Below are 23,330 nucleotides of genomic sequence, written 5' to 3'. Positions count from 1 at the left end.
TATTACGGTGTTTGCCCTGCCAGCAAAAACAATACGGCCATACGGATAGCCACGCCATTTTCTACCTGGTCCAGTATAATAGATTGCTTGCTGTCGGCCACATCGCTGGTGATCTCTACGCCGCGGTTAATAGGGCCGGGGTGCATCACAATAATCTCTTTATCCAGTGAGTCGAGGATCTGTTTATTTAAGCCGTAAAGCATGGTATATTCCCGTAGCGACGGAAAATATTTAATATCCTGGCGTTCCAGCTGGATGCGCAGCATATTGGCTACATCGCACCAGTTTAATGCCTTCATTAAATTATGCTCTACCTTCACCCCCAGGGAGCCAATATATTTCGGGATCAGGGTGGTGGGGCCGCATACCATCACTTCGGCCCCAAGGTGTTTAAGGCACAATATGTTTGACAAGGCCACGCGTGAGTGTAGTATATCGCCTACTATAACTACTTTTTTACCAGCCACATCGCCCAGTTTTTCGCGGATAGAAAAGGCATCCAGCAAGGCTTGGGTAGGGTGCTCATGCGCACCGTCTCCGGCATTTACTATCTGTGCTTTTACATGTTTGGAAAGGAAGATGCCTGCCCCGGCGTAAGGATGGCGCATTACCACCATATCAACCTTCATTGCCAGGATGTTGTTTACCGTATCTATCAGTGTTTCGCCTTTACTAACAGATGACGACGAGGCGGCAAAGTTTACCACATCGGCAGATAAGCGTTTCTCCGCCAGCTCGAACGAAAGGCGTGTACGGGTTGAATTCTCAAAAAATATGTTAGCAATAGTAACATCACGCAGGGACGGGACTTTCTTTATCGGCCTGTTCAAAACCGTTTTAAAGTTATCCGCAGTTTCAAATATCAGTTGAATATCTGCCGGGTTCAGATCCTTAATTCCTAAAAGATGTCGTGTGCTTAGTCCTGCCATGGGTTGTTAAATATCGGATTTCGGATGTTCGATTTTTCGTTATTGTTTCGCTCCTTAACGGCACTCAAGAAGGCTAAGCCGTTTCGGATCTGTTATATTTTGTTCTATACTTTGTCATTGCGGGGAACGAAGCCATAGCGAACTGTGCAGGTCCGGCTTGTAAACCGGGGTTTGTTTCGTGCCTCGTAATGACGAGTGTTTATTGATTTAAATTTTATTTTGTATCAGATATCAGCGTTATCCTGTCTTCGCCGTCGGTTTCAATCCAGCTTACCACAACTTTTTGCGATGCAATGGAATCTACTTCAATACCCACGTAATCTGCTTCAACAGGGATGTGCCTTGAATAACGCCTGTCAACCAATGCCAGCAGCTCAATCTTCTCCGGGCGGCCAAATGCCTGCAGGGCATCCATTGCTGCGCGGATGGTGCGGCCCGTCCAAAGTACATCATCCATCATGATCACCTTTTTGCCCTCTATAATAAAATCTATTTTAGTTTGATTAGGCACCAGCTGGTCGCGGCGGCGAAAATCGTCGCGGTAAAAAGTAATGTCAAGATCGCCCTGTAAAATGGTTTTACCGGGTAAAATTTTGCGGAGTTCTTCGGCTATGCGTTTGGCCAGGTAAATGCCTCGCGGCTGGATTCCAATGAGCACCGATTCAGAAAAATCATTGTGATTTTCTATTAATTGGCGACATAAACGTTGTAATGTTATTTGAAATTTTTGACCGTCGAGCAGCGTAAGATTTTGCATCGTAAGGGTGGATTTGGGCAAAGGTAATAATTTTAAGGATTAGTTGGAAATAGAGATTAGTTAATTGGAGAATCGGGATAGGTGCGTATGGTTACCGGCCTGTGATATTATTTTTTGGTTAGTGATATTTATGTAACTTAACCTCGTTTAACTGACTTATCAATTATACTTATTAAATGAACTTTTTAAACAGGAGCCTTATTGTTGCAGCTTTGGTTTGCAGCACCGGGATGCAGGCCTTTTCGCAGGCTGAAAACGCGGCACAGAATTTACCAACCGATTACCTTACCAAAGAATTTCATGCCGGGCGCAGGCAGGCTTTGCGCGATATGATGCCGGCAAATTCTGTTACAGCCATTTTCGCTTACCCTGAACGGGTTTTCTCGAAGGATGTAAACTATGTTTATCACGCCAATCCTGACCTGTATTATTTCTCGGGCTATAAAGAGCCTGATGCTGTTTTGCTGGTATTTAAGGAAATGCAGACGGACGGCGAAGGTAGTTATAATGAAATGATCTTTGTGCGGCATCGTGATCCTGCACAGGAGCAGTGGACCGGCAGGCGGCTGGGTGTTGCAGGTGTAAAAGCACAGCTGGGCTTTAAAAGGGTTTATAACAGTGATGAATTCGAAAAATTCCCTATCGACCTTAAAAAATTCAAAACCATATTATATGACGACCTACCTGATGATGCAAGCGGCAGCTTAAAGGAATTAGTGGCCACATTTAAATCCAAAGGCGATATAAAAGATGTGGATAAGCGTTTATTGAGTGACCTGAACCTCATTAGCCAGCGCGGAACCCCTAAAAATATTGACCGGATAATGGCCTACATAAGACCGCGTTTGGATGGCGAGGCCTACAAGAACAACCCTTTGATCCAGGAACTGGTGGCCAAACCGGATTCGGCCACGTTAATGGATGTTAAAGCGAAAATTGACGCCAACCCTTCGGGCCTGGCACTTTTTGAAAAAGCAACGGTTGAGCTGCGGGGCGTTAAAACGCCTGAAGAACTGGCGCTGCTAAAGAAATCTGTCGAGATCTCAAGCATTGCCCATGCCGAAGCCATGCGGGCAGTTAAGCCGCAAATGTCTGAAACAGAGCTGGAGGGCATTATGCTGTATGTACATAAACATTACGGTGCCGAAGATGAGGGCTATCCGCCAATTGTTGGTGCCGGTGGCAACGGCTGTATTTTACATTATGAAGAAAATAGCGCTACAAAAGTAGATAACCAGCTGGTGCTGATGGATGTAGGTGCCGAATACCACGGCTACAGTGCCGATGTTACCCGTACCTTCCCGGCAAATGGTAAGTTTACCGATGAGCAACGGGTAATATACCAGGCGGTTTATGATGCGCAGGAGGAAGTATTTAAACTTTGTAAAGAGGGAGTTAATTACAGCAGCCTTGAAACTAAAACCCGCGAAGTGCTGTCAGCGCGGCTCATCGGGTTGGGGATTATTAAAGACGCTAAAGAGGTGGGTAAGTATTACCCGCACGGCGTATCGCACCACCTGGGCCTTGATGTACATGATAAAGGTGATTACAGCGGCGACCTGAAAGCAGGCATGGTAATTACTGTTGAGCCTGGCATTTATATTCCTGCCGGCAGTCCCTGCGATAAAAAATGGTGGAATATTGGTGTGCGGATTGAGGATGATGTTTTGATAGGGAAATCCCAGGGCACACTGCTCTCCATTGATGCACCGCGTAAATGGCAGGATGTGGAAAAAACTATAGCCGAAAAAAGTATTTTCGACGGCGGCCGGCTTTTCCCGGCATTGAAATAGCTTTCAGAAAAGCCGTTATAGGATGCCTTGAAAAGTATATTGAAAATAAGATTACCCGGTTGAAAGATCTGGTAATCTTATTTGCTCCGCAAAACGCAACCGCTACTTCAGCTCATCCAGTACCCTGAATATCTTTTCTTTTATGGCCCTGCTGCTGCCGTTGTAGTTATTCACCATAATAGAGAAGCAGAGTTCGCGCCCTTTATAGTTATGGTACCCCGCGTAGGTAAGCACGTTCAAAATGCTGCCACTCTTCATTCGCATATCGTTGTAGGTAGGCAGGCTGTCGTAAAAATCAGCAAACCAGGTTTCTTTTTTTGCAGATTGCAGGATGGTAGCCAGCGTTAAGGTGGTCACCCTGTCGCCGGGCGAAAGACCGCTGCCGTCAACAATATTTAAGGAGTTGGGATCTATCCCCCTGGCTTTCCAAAAGGCCTGTTCCACCTCAACGCCATTCATGGTTGATGGTTGTTTTCCAGCTTTCCAGGCAATAGTTTTGAGCAATTGCTCTGCATACAGGTTAATACTTTTGTGGTTTAGCCAGTAAATGATCTGGCTTAAACGCGGCGATAGCAGGGTAGTTAACTTGGTGGCTAACTGCGGCGCGGTTAATCCTTTTGCGGTTAAAGTATTGGATGATTCCGGCTCGTTGCTTACGCCGATCCCCAGTTTTTTCAAGGTATCCATCAACCTGAAGGCAGCATCATAAGCCGGGTCGGGGAGGGCTGCGGAAATGCTTTTTTTGGTTTGATCCCGGGCATAGGTGCCGCGCAGGTACATGGTTTTGCCGTTAACGGGTAAAAAGGCATAGGCATTATCACCCGTGCCCGATGGCGCATTAACTAGCTCGCTTTTGAAACCGAGGTAAGGCATTTCGGGCACTTCGCGCAAAATACTTACCGGGCTGTCAATTGCGCCGGTCTTTAATTTTATATCAAACTGGTTTTCGCGCCAGCAAAGGCCCGATGTGCCCGCACCGTAATAATTGCCCACGTCCATCCAGATCCAGCCCTCGGGGATAGCCTGTGAACCGAAGATGGAATCATCGCCGATAACCCGCCCGTTAATTTTTTTGATCCCTGCTTTTTTCAGCGCGTCAACCATCAAGGCAAGTACATGGCCCTCATGGGTGTTTTCATATCGCCAGCTGCCTAGGGTAGGGTCGCCGGCACCTTTTATGATAACATCCCCGTTCAGCGTGCCATCGCTGCCGATGGAACCGCTATAACCGAATCGGGTTTGGTATTGAAAATCCTTCCCCAGCAAATTAAAGGCTGTAATTGTGGTTATGGTTTTTAAAGTTGACGCCGTGGCCAGCCCCATATTAGGGTTAGCGGTAAAAACCTTTTCGCCTGTTTTGGCATCCAGCACGGTAAGCGATACCGATGCATACCTGCACTGGCTATCGGCCTGCAGCCTGCCAAATGCTGATTGCAGCTTTTGATCCAAAGGCTGGGCAAAGCTGTGCCCTGTAACAAAAATTAAACTAATCAGCCAGCCCTGGTGTATCCTCATTTGTAGAATTTCGTTGTGCGATATAATAAATAGGAATGCCGATTAATACAATGATCAGTCCCGGCCAGGTAAAGGCAGGTTTGTAAATGATCAGCAAAATACAAAATGCAATCCCCATTAAAATATAAATGGCAGGTAATACAGGGTAGCCAAATGCTTTGTATGGTCTTTCTGCATCGGGCCGGGTGATCCTTAATTTGTAAATGCCGATAATGGTAAGCACGTAGAAGATTACCACTACAAAAGAGATCATATCCAGCAGATCGCCGTATTTGCCGCTCATGCAAAGTACTGACGCAACAATTGCCTGGATCCATAAACCAAACTCAGGTACGGCTGCTTTGTTTAGTGTTCCTGTTTTCTTAAAAAATAACCCGTCTTTAGCCATGGTATAATACACCCTGGCACCTGCCATAATCAAACCGTTGTTGCAGCCAAAGGTCGAGATCATGATCATCACAGCGATAACGTAGGTTCCCACGTTCCCGAAAATGACATGCGACGCTGCAACGGCAACACGGTCCTTATCGGCTGTTGCAATATCATGCAGCGACAATACGCCCGTGTACATCACATTGGCTGAAACATAAATAATGGTAACTATCAAGGTGCCTAAAAACAAGCTTAGCCCAATATTACGTTTGGGGTTGCTCATTTCGCCGGCAATAAAAGTTACGTTGTTCCAGCTGTCGCTACTAAAAATAGAACCTACCATTGAAGCAGCAATGGCGCCTAAGGCGGCTGCAATTGTTAAAGTACCGATGCTGCCATCTGCGTTAAGCTTGTGCATATCCCAGGCGTGGCTCCAGTTGGCATGCCATACATCGCCCTTAAAGGCTAAAAAACCAAAACCAATCAGGCCGAACAAACTCAGCAGTTTGGTAATGGTGAATATGTTTTGAATGATCTTGCCGCTTTGAACGCCTTTGGTGTTGATAAAGGTAAGCAGCACAATAACTACGATAGAAACACACTGCGCAGCACTGATGGTAAAGTGCCAGCTGCCTATCATGGTGCCGAATAATATATTATCTTCACTTACCGCAGGTATTAAATAAGCTGTAAATTTTGAGAATGCAACACCCACCGCAGCAATAGTGCCGGTTTGGATCACCGCAAAAAAGCTCCAGCCGTATAAAAAGGCAATCAGCTTATTATATGACTCTTTCAGATAAACATATTGCCCGCCTGCTTTTGGAAACATGGCGCTCAGCTCGCCATAACTAACGGCAGCTGTTAAGGTCATAAATCCGGTAATTAGCCAAACCGCTATAAGCCAGCCTGCTGAACCTACGTTTCGGGTAATATCGGCACTTACTATAAAAATTCCTGAGCCTATCATTGAGCCTGCTACCAGCATTGTGCCGTCAAGCAAGCCCAGTTCATGTTTTAATTTTGGTTGTGTTGATTTTGTCGTCATCAATAGTTTATGTTGAAAGTTCTAAACTATTCAAAAAACTTTAATATTGACACGCTATTGTAAAGAAATTAATTTGCTATTTTGCGCTACCAATTATAATTTAAGCCAATTATAAAACCGCAATACTTATAACAAAATTTAAATATGGATCTATTAAACAATTACTTAATTTATTTAATTCCTGTCTTCGGGCTCATCGGGATTATAGCGATGGCAATTAAAGCCGCATGGGTTACTAAACAAGATGCCGGCGATGGCGATATGGTAACCCTTGCAGGTTACATTGCAGACGGTGCCATGGCGTTTTTACGTGCAGAATGGAAAGTGCTGAGCTACTTTGTGGTGGTTGCAGGTTTATTACTGGCATGGTCTGGCACCACAGTAGTAACATCAAGCCCCGTTATTGCTATCTCATTTGTCTGCGGGGCATTTCTTTCAGCATTTGCAGGTTTTCTGGGGATGCGGATTGCTACCAAAGCCAACGTACGTACCACGCAGGCCGCACGTACCAGCCTGGCAAAAGCTTTGAAAGTATCATTTACGGGTGGTACCGTTATGGGTTTAGGTGTTGCCGGACTTGCAATTGTAGGTTTGGGATCTTTGTTCATCGTGTTTTATCAATATTATGTTGTGCATGTTACAGGCAGCAGCGTTAATGGCGAGGCCATGGCAAAAGCACTTGATGTTTTAGCAGGGTTTTCATTAGGCGCTGAATCCATAGCCCTGTTTGCCCGCGTAGGCGGAGGTATTTATACCAAAGCGGCCGACGTTGGTGCCGACCTTGTAGGTAAAGTTGAAGCCGGCATCCCTGAGGATGATGTGCGCAACCCCGCAACCATTGCCGATAACGTAGGTGATAACGTAGGCGACGTGGCCGGTATGGGTGCCGATTTGTTCGGATCGTATGTGGCTACCATGCTTGCTACAATGGTGCTGGGCCGCGAAATTGTATCACATGACGCTTTTGGCGGTATTGCACCTATATTGTTGCCAATGGTGATAGCTGGCTTAGGCTTAATTTTCTCCATTGTAGGCGCTGCCTTTGTTAAAATAAAAAATGAAACCGACAGCGTACAAAAAGCACTAAACCTGGGTAACTGGATGTCGATCGTATTAACAGCGGTTGCCACTTATTTTGTAGTGCAATGGATGCTGCCAAATGACGCGTTCCACATGGTACGTGATGAAGACGCCGGGGGCGCTATAAAAGCGGGCTCGCTGGTGTTTACCAAAAACGGTGTTTTTATGTCGATAGTGGTAGGGTTGGTAGTAGGTACCTTAATGTCGATAATTACGGAGTATTATACTGCAATGGGTAAACGCCCGGTACTAAGCATTATCCGCCAGTCGTCAACAGGGCATGCCACCAATATCATTGGCGGTTTAGCGGTTGGAATGGAATCAACCGTGCTGCCGATTTTAGTTTTAGCATCAGGCATTTATGGCTCATACCATTTTGCAGGCTTGTATGGCGTTGCTATCGCTGCAGCCGGTATGATGGCGACCACCGCCATGCAACTGGCTATTGACGCATTTGGCCCGATAGCTGATAATGCAGGCGGTATTGCCGAAATGAGCCGTTTACCCGAAGAGGTTCGTCACCGTACAGATAACCTTGACGCCGTAGGTAACACTACCGCAGCAACAGGTAAGGGGTTCGCTATCGCATCGGCAGCATTAACCTCCCTGGCCTTATTTGCAGCCTTTGTGGGTGTGGCCGGTATTGAACATATAGATATTTATAAGGCAGATGTACTTGCAGGTTTGTTCGTGGGCGGCATGATCCCTTTTATCTTCTCGGCATTGTGTATCTCGGCGGTGGGCCGTGCAGCTATGGCGATGGTAGAGGAAGTAAGGCGCCAGTTTCGCGAGATCCCCGGCATTATGGAATATAAGGCTAAACCCGAGTATGAAAAATGCGTGGCCATCTCAACCAAAGCATCTATTCGCGAAATGGTTGCACCGGGACTTATTGCTTTAATTACGCCGATCATCATCGGTTTTGCATTTGGTCCGGAGGTTTTGGGCGGATTGCTGGCGGGCGTAACCGTATCCGGCGTATTGATGGGTATTTTCCAGAGCAACGCGGGCGGTGCATGGGATAATGCTAAAAAATCGTTTGAAAAAGGCTGTTTGATCAATGGCGAAATGTATTACAAAAAATCAGAGCCGCATAAGGCATCTGTAACAGGTGATACCGTTGGCGATCCGTTTAAGGATACTTCAGGCCCGTCAATGAACATCCTTATCAAACTCATGTCTATCGTGTCGCTGGTGATCGCACCGCATCTGCACAAGGATGTGAGCCCAACTGAGCGCGTTCAAAACGAACTGCAGCAAAAATCACATATAACGCATGTGATTAAGGCTGATAAAAAAGCTTAAGATAAAGGGACACTGAGATGTGTCCCTTTTTAGTTGAATCTTATTGGGCTGATTTAAAGTGACAGCATTAAAATCGGTTATTAACCTGAAGTAGCTGCTGAGCTTGTTTAAACTAGTTCCCTTCCCGGCAGCCAATCAGGCTGTTTTGGTGTAGTAGAAAACTTTTATTCCAACTAAGCCCAATATCATGCATTTTATTGCTTTTTATACATCCTTCCGCCTTTGAACACCATAAAAACAGCTTTAATATTATCGGGGTTGTCCAGCGGGTTTTTATCAAGGATCAGCAGGTTGGCATCTTTACCCTGTTCTATTGTACCTATTTGATTTTCAAGACCGAGTGCTTTGGCCCCGTTTAGCGTTGCGGCGATGAGTGCATCTATAGGTTTGAATTGGGCTTCGGTAACCAAAAGCTTTATTTCCTCCTGTACAAATTGTTCCTGGTCGTCATCTGTTCCGGCAGATATGATGACACCGGCCTTATATGCTTGCCTGGTAAGGCGTTTGCCGATCTGATAGTCGTACTGCATCGTTTTATCACTTTCGCCCCACTTTTTGTAGGTAAGCAGTGTGGCGTCAAGAATAGTGTGTTTGGTTACCATAAGGCGGAACAATACAGATAGATCGGGGGTAACTTTATCCCAATAGGCTGCATCATGGGTTTGGCTTTTCCATTCCTTAGGAACAATGCTAATAGTTTCATGCAGTAACAGGGGCGCATGAGAAATGGAGCTTACCCCGGCGTCGGCCAGGTTTGAGGGAATGGCATCCTGTAGCCAGGCATGCCCCCAAACAGTAAGATGTTGTTTGGCTGCTTCGCTGGTAATCTTTTGAACCAGGCCCGCACTAAGGTTAGCATAAAGTTTGATACCGGTTGCGCCGGTGCCTTTTGCCTCAGCAACGGCGCGAATAAGGTCGGAAGAATCGGTGACTGCGCGCATGTAAGGCATTTTGCCTGGCACTCCACCGGTGGTGGCAGTAGCGGTACGCGGATCGGTAAAGAATTCGGGGCCGGCCATTAGGGAAGAATAGTAAATATCCGGCGAATTAATGTCGCCTGTTCTGGCGTCGCGCGACAAGCCGGCGAGCGTGCGGGCATCCCCGGCCATATCTCTAACCGTGGTAATTCCGCTGTAAAGCATATCATTTAGTGTTGCAAGCGCGTGTACCCGGTTGTCGATACCGGACGGGTCGGTAGCCATGTGAACGTGGGTATCAATCAGGCCGGGAATAATGTATTTGCCTTTAAGCGGTATTATAGTGAAATTGTACGCAATCGGTTGGCTATTATCAGGAAAGATAAAGCTGATGATTTTGCCTTTCAAAAGAATGGTTTGACCTGTTAGTGTTGCCTGATGATTGGCATCGATAATTGTAACCCCGGTTAGCGCGACATCGCCGAAGGCTGTTTGGCTATAAGCCGGCGTACACGCTATAGATACCAATGTTATGCACAGTGCCATGATTGATTTTTTCATCGTAAAAGATATTTAGGATAAATATACAACTGCTGGTGGCTTTACCAATGATGCACAAGCGGTGCTTTTATTTAGCAATTCAATAATCCTGCAAAAATATTTTAACAATTGATCCTCACTTTTATTCCGAAAAATACCCCAATCCCATTGTTACATTCGGTGCTTTATGTTTTAAATAAATTTAAGTATGTTTGGAAAACTGATCTTATAATTAAAACATGAAGGTATTTGTAAAAAAATCTCTTGAACAATTGATGGCCACTCCGGAAGAAGGGGCCTCAACGCTTAAACGAACGCTTGGAGCGGGCAATCTGATTGCCCTTGGTATTGGAGCTATTATTGGTGCTGGTCTTTTTGTAAGAACAGCCGCAGCAGCAGGTGCCCACGCAGGTTCTGCCGTAACCATATCATTTATTATTGCAGCAGTAGGTTGTGCTTTCGCCGGCTTATGCTATGCGGAATTTGCGTCTATTATCCCGATTGCAGGTAGTGCTTATACGTACGCGTATGCCACTATGGGCGAAATAGTTGCCTGGATAATTGGATGGGCCCTTATACTGGAATATGCCCTCGGTGCAGCCACCGTATCAATAAGCTGGAGCGAGTATCTGAATAATCTCCTCGGGCATCGAATACCGTTCGAATGGTGCCACTCGCCCATGGAGTCCGCCATTATCAACAATGTTACACATACCGGCATTATTAACCTGCCAGCATTGCTGATCTTATTTTTACTGTCTGCGCTGTTAATCAAAGGCACACAGGAATCAGCAACAGTTAACGCTGTTATCGTATTTATAAAAGTGGCAATCGTATTGGTATTTATTGCTATCGGATGGCAGTTTATCAATCCTGCAAACCACACACCGTACCTTATCCCTGCAAACGCGCCACCGGCAATTTTGCCAGATGGTACAACTTACTCTTATTTGCCATTCTTTAACCATGGCTGGGGTGGGGTACTTACCGGTGCAGGTATCGTGTTCTTTGCATTCATCGGGTTTGATGCAGTTTCAACTGCTGCTCAGGAAGCAAAAAATCCCAAAAGGGATATGCCTATAGGCATTCTGGGGTCGTTGGTTGTGTGTACTATCCTGTATATCCTGTTCTCATGGGTATTAACAGGCGTAGCGCCATACCAGGATTTTATGCGTGCAGGTAAAGAAGCTTCGGTAGCTTATGCTATCAGCCACTACATGCAGCATTATGCATGGTTGTCAACACTGGTAACCGTTGCTATATTAGCAGGCTTTTCTTCAGTTATCCTGGTAATGTTGTTGGGCCAGTCAAGGGTATTCTATACTATGTCAACAGATGGTTTATTGCCAAAAGTATTTTCTGACCTGCATCCAAAATTCAGTACACCTTACAAAAGCAACATGATCCTGTTTGTTTTTGTAGGTCTGTTCGCTGCATTTTTACCTGCAAGCATTGCCGGCGATTTAACCTCTATTGGTACCTTATTTGCATTCGTACTGGTGTGTATCGGTGTAATGCTGCTTAGAAAAACTGATCCTGATCTGGTGCGCCCATTCAAAACGCCGCTTGTACCGCTGGTACCCATACTTGGTATCCTGATATGTGCAGCTATGATATTGAGCTTGCCACTTGAAACGCAAATCAGCGCGCTGGTTTGGATGTTAATAGGTCTGATTATTTATTTTGGCTACAGCAGGAAGCATAGCAAACTGGGCAATGTGGCCGATATATTGCCTACAGCTTCAGATTTTGAAAAGAAATAATTTGCTAAACCGGGTCTTTAAATGTAGCGTTTAAAGTTCCGTTCATTAAATAATTTAACCATAATATTGAAAAGGTTCCGATTTATCGGAGCCTTTTTTGTTACATTGCTTTTTTAAAAAGTAACCCACCATTCGCCTCAGTTTGCCCTCGCTGAAGGAGAGGGCTCTGAAAAAGGCGAAGTTTAAGTTCTTTCCCCTGGAGAGGATTAGGTGAGGCTAAACGATACACTGCTTAATGAAATCGGATAAAAACCTTTGGATCTTAGTGCTCGTCTGCGTTATTAACTCCCTGGGTTTTGGCATCATAGTGCCGGTGCTGTACCAATACGGCAAAACCTTCGGGCTTACCGGCACAACCCTTGGTATCCTTACGGCTTCGTTTTCTATTGCACAGTTTTTTGCTACGCCCATCCTGGGTTCTCTTTCCGATAAATGGGGGCGAAAGCCATTGCTGGTCATCAGCCTGGCGGGTACCTGTATTTCGTTCTTGATGTTTGCCGGGGCCCGCACATTACTGGTGCTTTTTGCTGCGCGCATCCTTGATGGGTTAACGGGTGGCAACGTATCCGTTGCGCAGGCCATGGTGGCTGATACAGCTACCCCACAAAACAGGGCAAAGCGGTTTGGGATCTTAGGGTCGTCGCTGGCCTTTGGTTTTGTAATAGGGCCTTTTGTTGGCGGGGTGTTTACCAACCTTAGCCCGCAGGCTCCTTTCTTTTTTGCTGCGGCCATCTCGTTTGTTGGCACCTTGCTGGCGCTGCTTTTATTAAAGGAAACCAACCCAACCAGTAAAAAGACAAGAGCTGGAAAACGCGATAAATTTAAGTTCATAATGCTTGTAACCACACTTAAACGGTGTACCATAGGTACCGCAGTGTTTATAGGGTTCCTGCTTACCATGGCGCAGTTTACCATGATCATTGGTTTTCAAACGTTAAGCGTCGATGTTTTAAAGATCACGGCTACGCAAATAGGTTTATTTTTAGCCGCGTTTGGGGTTTGCGGCATCATTATGCAACTGTGTGTTCCATTGTTTACCAAACTCATTTCGTCCAAATCACTTATTCTTATCCTGTCAACCATTTTATGCCTGGTTGCCATGTTTTGTTCGGGTTTAACCTCGGCTTTTGTGCCTTATGCCGTTTGTACGCTGGTTTATGCGCTTTTCAATGGCTTGCGGAACCCTATGCTGAACGCAATAATTGCCGATAATATCGACCAAAAAGAGCAGGGCCAGGTGTTGGGCATCAACCAGTCGTACGCCTCAATAGGGCAAACACTGGGCCCAATAACAGCCGGATTAGTTACCGTTATTTCCATTCATAGTGTTTTCTTCTTATCTTCATTGTATATTTTAATAGCGCTTATATTAAGTTTCAGGTTAAAGAAAAAAGAATAACACCCTAACGCCATGCATCCACTGATTTTAAGAGAGATCATATCCGTAACGATGATCCTGTTTGCGATAATTGATATCCTGGGCGCCATTCCGGTAATTATTGAGCTGCGCCAGCGGGTGGGGCATATCGAATCGGAGAAAGCGAGTATCGCAGTGCTGGTATTAATGGTTGGCTTTTTATTTGGTGGCGATGAGTTACTTACCATAATCGGCCTTGATGTTTCATCTTTTGCCATCGCCGGTTCATTAGTGATCTTCATTATAGCGATGGAAATGATACTGGGGATAAAATTGTTTAAAGAGGAGATGTCAACCACGGCATCGATTGTGCCGCTTGCCTTTCCGCTGATAGCAGGCGCCGGAACCATGACCACCCTTTTATCGCTTAAATCTCAATACCAAACCCAAAATATTTTGGTAGGCATAGTGCTCAATACCCTTTTTGTTTACCTGGTTTTAAAAAATGTAAAACTGCTGGAGAGGCTGCTGGGCGAAACAGGCGTGAATATCCTCCGTAAAGCGTTTGGCGTAATATTATTAGCTATCGCGATAAAGCTGTTCAGAAGTAATACACATTTGTAATTTCAAGATGTGTTGATTTGAAGATTTGAAAATGAATTTATATTTTCATTTAAATATAAATGATGAAAGATAAGAATCTACATCATTTTTTATGAGCAAATAAGCGGGATGGTTTTGATCTCGTAAGAACTTTAAATAACCTCCGACTAAAGAACCAATCTCACCTCCTGTGGATGCGCTGCTGATTTTTAGTTTAATTTCATCAATTACATATTCATAGTGAGTATGCAGTTTGCTTTCAGCAATTGCTAAAATTTTAGTATAATCCATCTTTCATTGTTCTATTAATATTCGGAATTTAACGTAAAATGTCTAAAACCGGCTGATGCTAATAAATTTCGATGGGTGTAGAGAATTAATATTTAAGCCCCAATCAGCCTCGCCACAAACATCGTATCGGCCTTGCCCTCATAGCCCTTCAAAACCTTACTCTCCGCTAATTTCAATCCAAGTTCCCTTACAATAAAATTAACCACATCCTCATTCTCTGCTTTAAAGGCCGAGCAGGTAATATAAATAAGCGGTTTGCCGGGTTTTAGATATTTAACCACGTTACGAACAATATTTTGCTGTAGCTTTTGAAAGAATTCTATGCTGTGGGTTTCAAACTGGCTGATCATCTCCGGCGTGCGCCCCCAGGTGCCTGAGCCGCTGCATGGAGCGTCAAGGATAATGCCGTCAAATTCATAATCATGCATTAACAGGTCGTTGTTTTGGGTTAGGTCCAGCAGTTTTTTCTGGTATTTGGTAAGCCCTGCCTGTTGAAAACGCTCATCCAGATTGGAGAGGATAGATTCTCGGATATCTGATACCACCAGCTTAATATTTGGCTCCAGGTCGTGCAATAAGAGCGATTTTCCGCCGGAGGCCGCACAGGCATCCCACCAGGCATCCCATTTATTAGGCTTAAAGAATTGTGCCGTTTGCTGCGACGATTGGTCCTGCACTTCATACCAGTGCTGGTTGGGGAATATGGTTTCCAGCCGGGTGCCGTTTGGCAGCGAGATGCAATTGTTGCCCTCATCCTTAAATATAATCCCCGATGCCGCCAGCGCTGCCTTCACCTGTGGTTCGTAACCTTTATGCACGCGGATAAAAAGATCTGGCTGATTAAAAAATGAGCGTAAAAAAGCTTCCTTATCTATCCCGGCAGAAAGCCGGTCTGCCCATGGGAAAACATCATTCAAATTAAACTCGGGGTGGGTAGTTTTTACCATCGCCAGTTTTTCGGTAATGCCAAAGCCTACACATGCTGCCCAGTCGGGCTTAAAGTGCTGTAAAAAAGAATTAAGTTGTGTGTTGCACAAAAACTCGGCAACAAAAAGGCGTTCATCCGGGGATACGTTCGGCAGCGCCCTGCCCAGGCGGAAGTAATTATACATCAGCCGGCTGGCAATGCGCCTGTCGGTTGAGCCCATTTGTTTGTTTTGACGGTAAAAGCCCGGTAAAAACTTACTTAGAGGCGTTTCTGCCGGATACTCATCCAAAATACGCTGAAACGTTTTAAGCTGATTTATTGCCTTCATTCTACCTTTTTCAATTCAAAGTTACTGTATTTATAAATGCTGATGTGCGTGTTAACCCAGCCCAGGCCCGGTTTTTTCTGAAAATGAAAGTTGTTGTGCAAACCTTCAAAGTCTTTACCTGCCAAATTCTTCACCTCACCGCTGCCAAGTAGCTGTCCCCAATAAAGGCCTTCATCAAAGCCCTTAAACGCATAAGTTGTAGGTTCGGCATTATACTCGCCCCGGTAATCTTTTATGAAGGTTACGGCATTGGCCGATTTATAATCGATATGGTCGGTAACGGTAACATGGGTATTTAGGCGCTGCAGCAGGTCGGCCTTTAAGAAGGAAAGATTTACCCAGCTTGGGTGGCCAAATACAGCCAGCTGGTAGCTTCTGCTTAAAGTGTCGAGGGCACGCAGCGTAACATTCAAAAAATGCTGGTCAGTAGCCGGGATTATAAAAACGTTTTCGCTGTTTGCTGACAGTTGCGGAATGAGCGAATTTAACTGACCGTGAATAACTGTTAAATAAACCAGCTGCACATGTTTTTTGCTTAAACTGTCAGTTGCTTTTTTAAAAGGGATCAAATAATCATTTTCCTCGCTGTAGCCCGATTTTAGAATGAAGATCTTCTTTGGTTTTATTCTGTCATTAACATATTTTGCAGCACCCCAGGCATGGTATTCAAGCGGGGGCATCATGGTAACCAATTGCTGATTTTTTATACCGGCAGGCGATGCAGCTGACAGGGGGGATACCACCGGCTGGCTGCTATTTGGATAAGTACTGGTAAAGGTTTTGATGTCATCAGGAAAAACAGGGCCGACAATCAGGTCGCTGCTGCGCACGGCGGGGTTAAGTGCCAGGCTGTGCGCCTGTGATTTTTCGCCTTTTGAGTCAAATACCTGCAGTTTAAAATTATAACCCTGCCCGGTAAGCGAGTCAAGGGCAAGTTTAAAGCCCCTGTAATAATCAAGGGCTATATCTGCTTCTTTTAAAGTAACGGATGTGTAAGGTGATCCTGGTCGTAAATGATCCAAACCAAAAGGCAGGAGCAAAGCAATGTTTGATACCTTGGGTGCTGCCGGGTTAGCTGCTTTTTCAACCGGGGTTTTAACCGAAGGCTTACCGGCTTCGTTTTTTTTTGGCTGTACAGCTACGGACCGCACTTTTGGGGAACATGCCGCAGCTATAAGCGCTATAATTAAAAACGTTAACCACTTATTCCCACTCAATAGTGGCCGGTGGTTTTGAACTGATATCATATACTACCCGGTTTATACCCTTTACATTATTTATGATCTCGTTACTGATCTTTGCCAGCAGGTCATAAGGCAGGTGACACCAATCGGCAGTCATTCCGTCTAATGATTCCACAGCGCGGAGGCAAATAACGTTCTCGTAAGTACGTTCATCGCCCATAACACCTACCGATTGTACCGGTAAAAATATGGAGCCCGCCTGCCAAACTTTATCATAAACACCGCCTGCCCTTAAATTGTTGATATAAATCGCATCGGCTTCCTGTAAAATCGCAACTTTCTCGGATGTAACCTCACCTAAGATCCTGATAGCCAGTCCCGGACCCGGAAAAGGGTGACGGCCTAAAATATTCGGATCAATGCCTAACGCCGCGCCTACACGCCTCACCTCGTCCTTAAACAGGGTATTAAGTGGTTCAACAACCTTCAGCTTCATAAAATCAGGCAAACCGCCAACGTTGTGGTGCGATTTGATGGTAGCAGAAGGCCCTTTTACCGAAACCGACTCAATAACGTCGGGATAAATGGTTCCCTGGCCAAGCCATTTTACGTCCTGAACTTCATGCGCAGCATCATCAAAAACTTCAATGAAAACGCGCCCAATAGCTTTACGCTTTTTCTCCGGATCGGTTAATCCTGCCAGCGCATCATAAAAACGCTGTTTGGCATCAACGCCTTTTATATTTAAACCCATGTGCTGGTAGGAGTCCAGCACACTCTGGTATTCATCCTTACGCAAGAGGCCGTTATCAACAAATATACAATGCAGGTTTTTGCCGATGGCATGGTGCAGCAATACCGCCGCAACCGATGAATCAACGCCGCCTGAAAGGCCAAGCACTACTTTATCATCGCCCAGCTTTTCTTTAAGGGCCGCTATAGTGGTTTCTACAAATGAATCTGCTGTCCAGTCTTGTTTGCAACCGCAAATATCAACCAGGAAATTATGTAGCAATTGTTTGCCGTCTGTACTGTGGGTAACTTCAGGGTGAAACTGGATGCCGTAGGTTTGTGTACCCGTAACCTGGTAAGCTGCAACCTTTACGGTATCTGTACTGGCAATTACCTCGAAGTTAGCGCCGATGGTAGCAATGGTGTCCGCGTGCGACATCCAAACCTGTGAATCAGGCTGAATCATCCGGAACAACGGGTTCTGTGCATTAATATATTGCAGGTTGGCCCGTCCGTATTCGCGGGTGCTTGATGGCAATACCTCGCCACCATGAAAATGCGCCATATACTGCGCCCCATAACAAACGCCCAAAATAGGCAGGGTGCCATGAAATTTTTCAAAATCAAAAGTAGGCGGGTTTTCCTGGCGAACCGAATAAGGGCTGCCTGAAAGGATGATACCTTTTACACTGCTGTCAACTTCTGGAAAATGATTGAAGGGGTGGATCTCGCAGTAAATGTTGAGCTCCCTGACACGGCGCGCAATAAGTTGGGTGAACTGCGAGCCAAAGTCAAGAATGAGGATTTTTTCTTGCATGGGCAAAGATAGAAATTTGGTTGGTGATTTGAGGCAGGAGATTTGAGAAATTTAGGAATTTGGATTTCGGATTTCGGATTTTTGACACGATGCAATGCCAGCAGTCAGTAATCTCGCGTCTCAAGATATACGGGATTATAGAAAAAACGATGATTATTTTCTCGAAACTAGGAATTATAAAGATATGAAAAAGCCTCTAACGATAAATCTACCGATTGTCTCGATAGCCCATTACCATTCCTATTTAGAATTAATATTACCCCATTTCCGTATCTCTCAAAACTTACAATATCTGAGTGATTTACTTCTATCGAGCGACCGTTTTTATTTCTTAATATATAACTCATATCTGATACATTTCAGTTATTGATAAAGATATAAAATAAATCATTAATCCTATAAAACTTCAATAGAATTGATTGATTTCACCTAGGTTAGGCTCCCAGACGGGTCGAAGAAATTGACAAATTGATTTAGATTTAATCGGCAAGTTATCAATATAAAACGCCATTGATTCTAAAATTAACTTTCAATATATGTATCTTTATATATGGCAGATATTGAAAAAATCCTTGATAATTTAAACATCCCTAAACAGATTATTGATAAGAGTGAACAGCTTTTAAAAGCTTTGTTTGGCCAGTCATTTGATGAAATGGGCGGGATAATAGCTGACCAAGTAAAACTCCGAAGGTTTAAAAATCAAATCAAAATTTTTAGTAAAGCACAGGAGATTTTGAAAGAACATAAAATTGACCCTAAAAAAGTTTCCTTGAAAGTATTAGCCCCTTTAATTGAAATGAGTTCTTATGAAGAAGAGGAAACTTTACAAGAAAAATGGTCAAAGTTGGTTGCACATGTCTTAAGTGGAAATTCAGATATTATATTTCAGCAAAATTGTATCTCAATTTTAAGTAAACTTTCGTCGGACGAGGCAATACTATTAGAAGGGCTTTTTAAGAAATTGCAACGCCGAAGAATTGAAAGACATAATACGCAATTGAAACGATATCATCAAAACGAAGCGCATTATCCAAATAGTAAAGGGAATGTCTATCCTAAAAAGCCTGATGAATATTCGATTACAAGTTTCGAATTCAATATTGCGAGTTATGCGAAAGAAAATAATATCAGCGAGAAAGAATTGTATTTCAAAATTTCAAATCTAATAACATTAGGTTTATTGAAGTGGGAAACCGATGTCCAAGTGGAAGCTACCAAAGATAATGACGATCCTGATAGTGATATCGATGTCGAGGTCTATGTCTATAACGATGAAGCATTTGTTTTTACATCAATTGGCGACAGATTCATAAGATTAACAACTAACATCTGATTATTTGTTTAAAAGAATGTAACGATGATTAATAAATAATTTTCTGTAATAACTCACAACAAATTTATCTTAAAAACCATTACAAATACTGCGAATAGATCCGTTAAAAACAATTAATGACCTATTACTCCTACCAAGTTCAATATCTCCAAAAAAAGCTTTATCCAAAAGATTACCTGGTTACGCAAATTATCATGTCCAAGAAATTTATTGATGATAATTTTGCAAGCAACACATACAACAGCAGGAATAGTTTAATGCAGGCATGCCTGCTACGGCTTTTAATGTGGACGATATTAATATGGAATATGAAAGGCTTAGCAGTTTAGGGGTTGCATTCAGTATGGAGCCAACTCAAATGGAGCCTGTAACACTTGCTGTATTTGATGACACCTGCGGAAATAATTTGCAGATTTACCAGCTGTAAATTTTAACCGCATGCCAGTAACTACCCGTCTCGCCACGTTAGCGGACATCTCACAACTCAATGAATTGATAGCCCTTTCCGTTCGCGGATTGAGTAGGGGATACTATACCCCAACGCAAATTGAAAGCGCTATTAAATATATATTTGGTGTAGATACACAGCTGATAATTGATGGCACTTATTACATTGCCGAAGCAGAGAACGTAATAGTTGGCTGCGGCGGATGGAGCAAACGCAACACTCTTTATGGCGGCGATCAGCATAAAGAAATTGAAGATCCATTGTTAGATCCTGAATATGATGCCGCGCGGATCAGGGCCTTTTTCGTACACCCGGATTATGCCAGGCAGGGGATAGGCAGGCAGATTATTAACGTTTGTGAGGCCGCAGCAGTAAGTGCCGGTTTTAGCAGTTTTGAACTTGGCGCTACTTTGCCGGGTGTTCCGTTATATAAGGTTATGGGTTATACGGCTGTTGAAAGGATTGATGCCCCTTTGCCGGATGGCGAGGTGCTGGAGATTGTAAAAATGAAGAAAGGCTAATTTTAACACTTATGAAGTTTTAAAACTTCATAAGTGTTAGGTTAATGATCTTAAAAGTTAATCCCGATATTGATGTTTGATACACTGCTTCTCAGCGCCGAACCGGTGTTGTCTTTTACCAGGTCTGTTACTCCGCCTTGTCCGTTAAGCTCAATAAAGAATTTGGCTTTTTCAGCAATCGGGAATTTAATGCCAATACCAACGTCCAGGCCTGCGTCAGCTTTATTAAAAGCATCTTTTAAATCAGTGTTTGTTGCTGATTCCTTTGCATTCAGCAAGATGCCAAGGTAAGGGCCAAAGTTTAAATACCAGTTTCTTGTTCTCCCAAAATGCCAGTTTGCCATTACGGGGATGGTGATGTAATCTAATTTGTAATCGGTGGTTACGGCGCCATTGCTCCCGCCAAAGTCTATATAGCCGTCGTTCCAGCCTTTCTGATCATAAACAGCTTTGATTTTGATGCTCCACCGGTCAGAAAAATAATGATCCATAGAAACGCCGACATTGAACCCACTGCGGTAAGCCGAGTTAGTGTACTGGCTGGTGGTAACGGTGGCCGCATTATAGCCAATGTTTACACCAAATTCGTTAGTGCCGGTTGTTTGTGCAGATGCGGTTGTGTAGATACCCAATACAACCAAAAGTGTAGTGAAGATTTTTTGCATAATTGTGATTTTTAAGTGCCGCAAATGTAAGCAGTTCTTCGTGATATGCAGCTTTAAATAAAATATGGCACAAATACACCTGGAAGGGAAAATTTTAAAAATGATTACAAGCAGATAGAATAGCAGCGGATAAGTTACGTTTGGGTATTATATTTGGATCGGAACATCAATTATGTTAAAAAATATATTGTTACTGGTATTTATTGTTTTGGGGAACAGTGCCGTGCGTGCGCAATCTGCTGATTCTGTTTATAATCAATACCTCGATTTTAACCTTGCGCGTTTCCAGGGCGAGAACGAAAAATTGGTGAGCCTTGGCGAAAACCTGTTACCCGCTGCCGGTAAGTTACCTGAAAAAGCCAGGACAAATTTTTATTTTGCCATAGGTAAGGTTTACGAGGATAATAACCAACCTGAAAAAGCCCTGATTTATTATGAAAAGGTAGCCGCAGCGGTTCCTTATTATTACGTAGTTCACCGGGGAATAGGATATATTTTTTTGGAGCAGGCCAAAGACATTAAAAATAAACTGAATGCGGCGAGTGAGCCGGCAGCAATAAAAAAACTAACAGCCGATTATAATGCAATAGCCCTGAAAGCACTGCCCCATCTTGAAAAAGCCCAGGCCTGTGATCCAAGCGATGAAACCCTCGACGAAATTAAATCGCTTTACAAAAACATGAAAAATACCGAAGGGCTTAATACGCTCAATAGCCGGTTGAAAGAACTGGGCACCCATTGTATTGATATTTTAGAGGACAAATAAGGGGGGGGGCTTAGGCCTTATCTGCTGCGGCAGGTTTCATCTTTTTCATAGCCGATTTTTTGTCTTCCTGGCCGCCGCCTAAAAGGTATCCCCAGGGTTTAAGGCTTTCAACCCTGTCAAAGATTATTTTAAAGATCGCCATGATCGGGATAGACAGAAACATGCCCGACAGTCCCCAGATCATTTCACCCAAAATGATGCCTAAAAAGGTGATGAGGGCATTCAGTTTTACTTTTGAACCAACAATGGTTGGCAGTAAGAAATTTGAATCAACTATATGTATGCCCAATACAGAACCGGCAACCAAAGCGGCCTGGTTTACGCCGCCGGTGGCAAATGTTATTAATGTACCTAACAGTAACGCGGTAAAAATACCCAGGTAAGGGATCAGGTTAAATAAAGCCACTATGATACCCAGCAAGACGGCATATTTTGCCCCTATCAACCAAAATGCCGTACAGGCAAGGCAGGCAACTACAAACATTTCGAGCAATAGACCCAGTATGTATTGCCTTAAGATGCTCTGAATGTTTTCAACTATATCACGCACGATTGATTCATAGTTGTCCGTAAAAACCCATATGATAAAATTTATCAGGATGCGCCGGTAAAGCAAAATAAAGAAGGAGAATATAAAGATAAACGTATAAAAAAGCATCAGCGACGACACCGCGCCGAACGTGGTCCCAAGCACATCTGTGCCTGACGCAATGATCTTTTGCGTGGTACTGTTCACATAGCTCATCTGCTTTTTAGCGGTAATATGAAAAGCGCCGTGGATCCAGTCTTTAAGATCATCGAGCGATTGGCTTACCTGGCTCTTTAGCTGCGGCCAGTCACTTGCCAGATTGGAGATTTGTGCACCTACCAGATAAATAATAATGCTGATAAAAGCCAGCAATAAAATGATGGAAACGATTGAAGCAATTGCACGTGGCAGCCGAAGTTTTTTTTCCAGGAAATGAGCAATAGGGAAGAGCAGGATGGCAAATAAAAATCCAAATATTAAGGGGTCAAGCACCTCCTTTCCCTGTACAATGATATATCCAAGCGATAATATGCCGATGAGCACCAGCGAGAGTCGTTCATAAAAAGGGTGTGCAGGGGTTTTTACGGCCATAAAGGGGATTTATTTTGTGATATGAACACAATTTTAATTTATTAGTTTGAATATAAGGATAAATGAATGATAATATTTTTTCATCAAGAAAATAACGGCAGAAAGGTTGCTCCGTTACCAGCAGAAAACAAGCAATAGCAATAGGTTATCAGAAACTCGAAAAGAAGGGGTGAAGGTGGCTAAAAAGAAATAGTAATTACCTTTTAAGAGAGTTG

At 43.9% G+C, this 23,330-nt stretch carries 20 protein-coding genes and 1 pseudogene; 10 read left to right on the top strand and 11 right to left on the bottom strand.

Features of this window, described 5'->3' with window-relative positions; genetic code table 11:
* Window positions 1-2: 2 nt before the first annotated feature.
* Together MuYL_RS18140 and pyrR are read right to left on the bottom strand one after the other, a co-directional pair.
* On the bottom strand, window positions 3-929 hold the full coding sequence (locus MuYL_RS18140) for an aspartate carbamoyltransferase catalytic subunit (protein WP_094571901.1): 927 nt from the start codon (window positions 927-929) through the stop codon (window positions 3-5).
* A gap of 214 nt (window positions 930-1,143) precedes the next feature.
* Window positions 1,144-1,686 carry a bifunctional pyr operon transcriptional regulator/uracil phosphoribosyltransferase PyrR gene (pyrR, locus tag MuYL_RS18135; protein WP_094571900.1) on the bottom strand — a complete coding sequence of 181 codons (543 nt, stop codon included), beginning with the start codon at window positions 1,684-1,686 and terminating at the stop codon, window positions 1,144-1,146.
* A gap of 176 nt (window positions 1,687-1,862) precedes the next feature.
* On the opposite strand from pyrR, the gene MuYL_RS18130 reads away from it, so the two are divergent.
* Window positions 1,863-3,479 (top strand): aminopeptidase P family protein, encoded by a 1,617-nt coding sequence (locus tag MuYL_RS18130; protein WP_211710184.1) that lies wholly within the window; start codon window positions 1,863-1,865, stop codon window positions 3,477-3,479.
* Between the two features lie 102 nt (window positions 3,480-3,581).
* Here the strand turns inward: MuYL_RS18130 and dacB are convergent, their stop codons facing one another.
* Together dacB and MuYL_RS18120 are read right to left on the bottom strand one after the other, a co-directional pair.
* Window positions 3,582-4,994, bottom strand: a complete 1,413-nt coding sequence (dacB, locus tag MuYL_RS18125) for a D-alanyl-D-alanine carboxypeptidase/D-alanyl-D-alanine endopeptidase (protein WP_094571899.1) — start codon at window positions 4,992-4,994, stop codon at window positions 3,582-3,584.
* Window positions 4,966-6,414, bottom strand: a complete 1,449-nt coding sequence (locus MuYL_RS18120; protein WP_094571898.1) for an APC family permease — start codon at window positions 6,412-6,414, stop codon at window positions 4,966-4,968. The genes dacB and MuYL_RS18120 overlap by 29 nt, the downstream gene beginning before the upstream one ends.
* Before the next feature lie 144 nt (window positions 6,415-6,558).
* On the opposite strand from MuYL_RS18120, the gene MuYL_RS18115 reads away from it, so the two are divergent.
* Window positions 6,559-8,799: a sodium-translocating pyrophosphatase gene (locus tag MuYL_RS18115; RefSeq protein ID WP_094571897.1), complete on the top strand. Its 2,241-nt coding sequence runs from the start codon at window positions 6,559-6,561 to the stop codon at window positions 8,797-8,799.
* 194 nt (window positions 8,800-8,993) lie between these two features.
* Here MuYL_RS18115 and MuYL_RS18110 read toward each other — a convergent pair whose 3' ends face one another.
* A complete protein-coding gene (locus MuYL_RS18110; protein WP_094571896.1) occupies window positions 8,994-10,277 on the bottom strand; it encodes an amidohydrolase family protein in 1,284 nt (427 codons plus the stop codon).
* Window positions 10,278-10,495: 218 nt separating this feature from the next.
* On the opposite strand from MuYL_RS18110, the gene MuYL_RS18105 reads away from it, so the two are divergent.
* The 3 genes from MuYL_RS18105 to MuYL_RS18095 all read left to right on the top strand — a co-directional run bounded on the left by MuYL_RS18105 (window position 10,496) and on the right by MuYL_RS18095 (window position 14,000).
* Complete coding sequence (locus tag MuYL_RS18105; protein ID WP_094571895.1) at window positions 10,496-12,019, top strand: amino acid permease; 1,524 nt, start codon at window positions 10,496-10,498, stop codon at window positions 12,017-12,019.
* 235 nt (window positions 12,020-12,254) lie between these two features.
* Window positions 12,255-13,418, top strand: coding sequence for an MFS transporter (locus MuYL_RS18100; protein ID WP_094571894.1), 1,164 nt, complete (start codon window positions 12,255-12,257; stop codon window positions 13,416-13,418).
* Window positions 13,419-13,430: 12 nt separating this feature from the next.
* Window positions 13,431-14,000 (top strand): MarC family protein, encoded by a 570-nt coding sequence (locus tag MuYL_RS18095; RefSeq protein ID WP_094571893.1) that lies wholly within the window; start codon window positions 13,431-13,433, stop codon window positions 13,998-14,000.
* Between the two features lie 45 nt (window positions 14,001-14,045).
* On the opposite strand, the gene MuYL_RS18090 is transcribed toward MuYL_RS18095, so the two are convergent.
* From MuYL_RS18090 to guaA, 4 genes are all read right to left on the bottom strand, one after another.
* The gene (locus MuYL_RS18090; RefSeq protein ID WP_094571892.1) at window positions 14,046-14,270 is read right to left on the bottom strand and encodes a hypothetical protein; all 225 of its coding nucleotides are present in this window, start codon (window positions 14,268-14,270) and stop codon (window positions 14,046-14,048) included.
* A gap of 92 nt (window positions 14,271-14,362) precedes the next feature.
* Complete coding sequence (locus MuYL_RS18085) at window positions 14,363-15,526, bottom strand: RsmB/NOP family class I SAM-dependent RNA methyltransferase (protein ID WP_094571891.1); 1,164 nt, start codon at window positions 15,524-15,526, stop codon at window positions 14,363-14,365.
* A complete protein-coding gene (locus MuYL_RS18080; protein ID WP_157740954.1) occupies window positions 15,523-16,773 on the bottom strand; it encodes an ABC transporter substrate-binding protein in 1,251 nt (416 codons plus the stop codon). Before MuYL_RS18080 ends, MuYL_RS18085 begins: the two co-directional genes overlap by 4 nt.
* Complete coding sequence (gene guaA, locus MuYL_RS18075; RefSeq protein ID WP_094571889.1) at window positions 16,730-18,259, bottom strand: glutamine-hydrolyzing GMP synthase; 1,530 nt, start codon at window positions 18,257-18,259, stop codon at window positions 16,730-16,732. Before guaA ends, MuYL_RS18080 begins: the two co-directional genes overlap by 44 nt.
* Window positions 18,260-18,809: 550 nt before the next feature.
* On the opposite strand from guaA, the gene MuYL_RS18070 reads away from it, so the two are divergent.
* The 3 genes from MuYL_RS18070 to MuYL_RS18065 all read left to right on the top strand — a co-directional run bounded on the left by MuYL_RS18070 (window position 18,810) and on the right by MuYL_RS18065 (window position 20,564).
* Complete coding sequence (locus MuYL_RS18070) at window positions 18,810-19,595, top strand: Abi-alpha family protein (protein WP_094571888.1); 786 nt, start codon at window positions 18,810-18,812, stop codon at window positions 19,593-19,595.
* Window positions 19,596-19,860: 265 nt separating this feature from the next.
* On the top strand, window positions 19,861-20,022 hold the full coding sequence (locus tag MuYL_RS23320; protein ID WP_157740952.1) for a VOC family protein: 162 nt from the start codon (window positions 19,861-19,863) through the stop codon (window positions 20,020-20,022).
* 11 nt (window positions 20,023-20,033) lie between these two features.
* Window positions 20,034-20,564: a GNAT family N-acetyltransferase gene (locus tag MuYL_RS18065; RefSeq protein WP_094571887.1), complete on the top strand. Its 531-nt coding sequence runs from the start codon at window positions 20,034-20,036 to the stop codon at window positions 20,562-20,564.
* 50 nt (window positions 20,565-20,614) lie between these two features.
* On the opposite strand, the gene MuYL_RS18060 is transcribed toward MuYL_RS18065, so the two are convergent.
* A complete protein-coding gene (locus MuYL_RS18060; RefSeq protein ID WP_094571886.1) occupies window positions 20,615-21,229 on the bottom strand; it encodes a porin family protein in 615 nt (204 codons plus the stop codon).
* A gap of 172 nt (window positions 21,230-21,401) precedes the next feature.
* Here MuYL_RS18060 and MuYL_RS18055 point away from each other — a divergent pair, with 172 nt between their 5' ends.
* Entirely contained in the window at window positions 21,402-21,995 is a 594-nt protein-coding gene (locus MuYL_RS18055; RefSeq protein ID WP_094571885.1) for a tetratricopeptide repeat protein, read from the top strand.
* A 10-nt stretch (window positions 21,996-22,005) separates the two neighbouring features.
* Here the strand turns inward: MuYL_RS18055 and MuYL_RS18050 are convergent, their stop codons facing one another.
* Complete coding sequence (locus MuYL_RS18050) at window positions 22,006-23,115, bottom strand: AI-2E family transporter (protein WP_094571884.1); 1,110 nt, start codon at window positions 23,113-23,115, stop codon at window positions 22,006-22,008.
* A gap of 107 nt (window positions 23,116-23,222) precedes the next feature.
* On the opposite strand from MuYL_RS18050, the pseudogene MuYL_RS23895 reads away from it, so the two are divergent.
* Window positions 23,223-23,288: pseudogene (locus MuYL_RS23895) on the top strand (hypothetical protein); the annotation flags it as partial.
* Between the last annotated feature and the right edge of the window lie 42 nt (window positions 23,289-23,330).

The organism is Mucilaginibacter xinganensis (assembly GCF_002257585.1).
Lineage (GTDB): Bacteria > Bacteroidota > Bacteroidia > Sphingobacteriales > Sphingobacteriaceae > Mucilaginibacter > Mucilaginibacter xinganensis.
Note: the sequence above shows the minus strand (reverse complement) of the source record. Positions and strands in the feature narration are given on the sequence as shown.

Excerpts from the sequence above, each read along its gene's own strand:
- MuYL_RS18090 (WP_094571892.1), bottom strand. The coding sequence starts at position 14,270 with ATGGATTATACTAAAATTTTAGCAATTGCTGAAAGCAAACTGCATACT.
- MuYL_RS18080 (WP_157740954.1), bottom strand. The coding sequence starts at position 16,773 with ATGATATCAGTTCAAAACCACCGGCCACTATTGAGTGGGAATAAGTGG.
- MuYL_RS18060 (WP_094571886.1), bottom strand. The coding sequence starts at position 21,229 with ATGCAAAAAATCTTCACTACACTTTTGGTTGTATTGGGTATCTACACA.
- MuYL_RS18110 (WP_094571896.1), bottom strand. The coding sequence starts at position 10,277 with ATGAAAAAATCAATCATGGCACTGTGCATAACATTGGTATCTATAGCG.
- MuYL_RS23320 (WP_157740952.1), top strand. The coding sequence starts at position 19,861 with ATGCCTGCTACGGCTTTTAATGTGGACGATATTAATATGGAATATGAA.
- MuYL_RS18055 (WP_094571885.1), top strand. The coding sequence starts at position 21,402 with ATGTTAAAAAATATATTGTTACTGGTATTTATTGTTTTGGGGAACAGT.
- guaA (WP_094571889.1), bottom strand. The coding sequence starts at position 18,259 with ATGCAAGAAAAAATCCTCATTCTTGACTTTGGCTCGCAGTTCACCCAA.
- MuYL_RS18095 (WP_094571893.1), top strand. The coding sequence starts at position 13,431 with ATGCATCCACTGATTTTAAGAGAGATCATATCCGTAACGATGATCCTG.
- MuYL_RS18065 (WP_094571887.1), top strand. The coding sequence starts at position 20,034 with ATGCCAGTAACTACCCGTCTCGCCACGTTAGCGGACATCTCACAACTC.
- pyrR (WP_094571900.1), bottom strand. The coding sequence starts at position 1,686 with ATGCAAAATCTTACGCTGCTCGACGGTCAAAAATTTCAAATAACATTA.
- MuYL_RS18105 (WP_094571895.1), top strand. The coding sequence starts at position 10,496 with ATGAAGGTATTTGTAAAAAAATCTCTTGAACAATTGATGGCCACTCCG.
- MuYL_RS18085 (WP_094571891.1), bottom strand. The coding sequence starts at position 15,526 with ATGAAGGCAATAAATCAGCTTAAAACGTTTCAGCGTATTTTGGATGAG.
- MuYL_RS18050 (WP_094571884.1), bottom strand. The coding sequence starts at position 23,115 with ATGGCCGTAAAAACCCCTGCACACCCTTTTTATGAACGACTCTCGCTG.
- MuYL_RS18130 (WP_211710184.1), top strand. The coding sequence starts at position 1,863 with ATGAACTTTTTAAACAGGAGCCTTATTGTTGCAGCTTTGGTTTGCAGC.
- MuYL_RS18140 (WP_094571901.1), bottom strand. The coding sequence starts at position 929 with ATGGCAGGACTAAGCACACGACATCTTTTAGGAATTAAGGATCTGAAC.
- MuYL_RS18120 (WP_094571898.1), bottom strand. The coding sequence starts at position 6,414 with ATGACGACAAAATCAACACAACCAAAATTAAAACATGAACTGGGCTTG.
- MuYL_RS18115 (WP_094571897.1), top strand. The coding sequence starts at position 6,559 with ATGGATCTATTAAACAATTACTTAATTTATTTAATTCCTGTCTTCGGG.
- dacB (WP_094571899.1), bottom strand. The coding sequence starts at position 4,994 with ATGAGGATACACCAGGGCTGGCTGATTAGTTTAATTTTTGTTACAGGG.
- MuYL_RS18070 (WP_094571888.1), top strand. The coding sequence starts at position 18,810 with ATGGCAGATATTGAAAAAATCCTTGATAATTTAAACATCCCTAAACAG.
- MuYL_RS18100 (WP_094571894.1), top strand. The coding sequence starts at position 12,255 with ATGAAATCGGATAAAAACCTTTGGATCTTAGTGCTCGTCTGCGTTATT.